Raw genomic sequence first — 2,464 nt, forward strand, 5'->3', positions numbered from 1 at the left:
TCTCTGATTTCGTCCTTGAGACCATTTGGTACTGAAATATTGAGATTTGTAATGGTTACACGGGCGTCTACTTCAACGGGCTTATGAACCGTAATTGGCTTTGGAGCTTTAAAAGCACCTACTTTATTTGTTGCCTGCATTTGTCCTGTTTCAACGACACTTGTATTAAAACCACTCTTGCGTTTTTCAGGTGGGGTATTTGTAACCACTACTGTATCAACCATTTTTTTTGCACGTGCATTGGTTTCTTCGGTAAAGGTTTTAATGGTCTGCGTTGAAGTCTTGTCTATTGAAACATTAAACCCTAGCTTTTCTTTCACCCAATTAGGCATCCAACTGGTTAATTTCTTCATCATATTGCCAAAACCGTTATACAGATCATCCCATTTGCTTTTGATGCCCTCCCAAAGCCCATTAATAAGATTGGAGCCTATTTCCATTAAATCGACACCAAACAGCCATTCAATGAGTTCATTGATTTTTTTCGAAATCCAAGTCAGTGGTGAAAAGTTTTTAAAGAACGTCAAGAGGTTATTGAAAACATTACTACATAAGCTGTAAAAAGAATCCCATAGCTTGCTTATAAAGCTTATGACTGTATCCCAATGTTTGTAGAGCAGATATCCGGCAGCAACAAGAGCTGCAATGCCACCAATAATCCAGCCAATAGGTGTGGTCATGATTGCGATACCAAGCGATATAAAAGCAGAACTAACGGCAGTTATTGCTGGAATGAGTGAAGCTATAAGAACTGCCCCAACCGCGGCTAAAGATGCTGCTACCCAACCATTGAGTTTGTCCCAATATTGATAGAGGACAAAGAGCGCTGCAATGCCACCCATTAACCAACCGATAGGTGTCGTCATAATTGTGATACCAAGGCTAACAAACGCTGCTCCCGCTGCGGCTAATGCGGCAATGAGTGGACCAAAAATGAACGAACCAAGTGCCACAAGTCCTACCTTAAAGAGGGTTATTTCACCAATCAGAGGTTCTAGCCATTGGAACCAGCCTTTAATCCTCTCTGTAAGATCACTGATGCCTTTTCTTAAATCAGAGGTAGGATTAAGCAAATCATTAAGGACTTTTTTTAAGGTTTTTGCCCAGCTCGCAACAGTTGTTTGAATGAGGTCGCGGTTTTCATCAATCAACTTTGAAAAACCGTCAATCATATCATTAATCACGGGCATGAAACGCGCGCCAATAAAGCTCGCGATACCGCCTATTTTTTTCTTAAAAGCACCAAGCTTGTCACTTAAATCTGCTGCATAGCGTGCAACATCGGCACCTATCAGCCATTTTCCTTTTCGCGCCTTTGCAAACAGCTCTTTAATGGGTGCCATGCCTTGTGCAAGCATGGTCGCCATTTCTTTACCATCGCCCCCAAACAGCAGAGCGGCAATATGCTGTCTTTGTGCTTGGCTTTTCATCTTACTCATCTTGTCGGTAATTTCTTCTAACAAGACAGAAGTGGATTTGAGTTTTCCAGAAGTGTTTTTGACAGAAATGCCAAGTGCTTCAAAGCCCATCATGCCTCTTTTTTGTCCGGCATATGCTTGTGCTGAACGCCTATTTAAAACCGCTAAGGATTGTTGAAAAAGTTCGGCAGAAGTGCCTGAATTATCGGCTGCATCACCCCATAATTGAAGTGATGCAACACTCATATTTAAATGGTGTGATGCGTGATAAAGACTATCGCCCAGATGCATGGTTTTCATGGTGAGGGCGGCTACACTTGCCACAAGACCACCACCAGCAAGCCCCAAGACACCAGTAAAGACCGAAGCACGACTTGCCGCTGTGCTAAGAGCACTTTGAACGCCATGAAGGCTTTTTGTCATGTTTTTGACAGCAGCAGAAAAGCGCGGAATACCCAAACTATGTGAGAGTGTTTTTGACAATGTATTAAATTGTTTTTGTACACGTTTAAGAGGTGTGGTGAGTTCGTCTTCAAGAGACAATTTCACCTTTGCATCAGCAACTTTTTCACTCATTTTGTCTTATACCTTTCTGCTGCTTGTTTTCGCCAGAATATGAGTTCTTGCGGTTCCATTTCCATCATCTTTGAAAGGGACCAATGGAACACAATGGTAATATCGGCTATGAGTTTAGCGGCGGTTTCCCAGTCGAGGTATCCCGCCGCTTGATAAAAGACTCCAAAATCTCTCCAATGCTCGACAAGTCATTAATATCGAGTTCTCCAACCGCTTCATGTGCCCATCCAGAAAGACGTGCGATCATAGCGATTGTTTGCTCTATGCCTTCTTTTTTGTCGATTGCTTGCACATCTTTTGTTTTGGGGCGCTGTAAGGTAATTGTGGTGTGCTCTTTTCCTTCAAAAGTAACAGGTATCAATAATTTATGTGTAATGCTTGTTTGTACTGTCATTTTATAATCCTATATTTTCTCTATGGTCTGCGAGTTGATTGACGCCATTGAATTTTCTCACCAAGTTGAGGACATC

Annotated in this window: 4 protein-coding genes; all 4 read right to left on the reverse strand. The window is 42.0% G+C overall.

Annotated features, from left to right (window positions below; genetic code table 11):
* Positions 1 to 1,994: phage tail tape measure protein (locus ACFIJZ_RS09570; protein WP_375631914.1), on the reverse strand; the 1,994-nt coding region annotated here is incomplete at its 3' end.
* Positions 1,991 to 2,062, reverse strand: a complete 72-nt coding sequence (locus ACFIJZ_RS09575; protein WP_081485993.1) for a GpE family phage tail protein — start codon at positions 2,060 to 2,062, stop codon at positions 1,991 to 1,993. The genes ACFIJZ_RS09570 and ACFIJZ_RS09575, both read right to left, overlap by 4 nt.
* Before the next feature lie 38 nt (positions 2,063 to 2,100).
* Entirely contained in the window at positions 2,101 to 2,388 is a 288-nt protein-coding gene (locus ACFIJZ_RS09580; RefSeq protein ID WP_375631916.1) for a phage tail assembly protein, read from the reverse strand.
* 1 nt (position 2,389) lies between these two features.
* Positions 2,390 to 2,464, reverse strand: a 75-nt coding sequence (locus tag ACFIJZ_RS09585; protein ID WP_375631908.1) for a phage major tail tube protein, incomplete at its 5' end; no start/stop codon positions are given.

The organism is Bartonella sp. CL70QHWL (assembly GCF_042194855.1).
Lineage (GTDB): Bacteria > Pseudomonadota > Alphaproteobacteria > Rhizobiales > Rhizobiaceae > Bartonella.

Bases quoted from the DNA above. Each gene is read 5' to 3' on its own strand.
- ACFIJZ_RS09580 (WP_375631916.1), bottom strand. From the start codon at position 2,388: ATGACAGTACAAACAAGCATTACACATAAATTATTGATACCTGTTACT.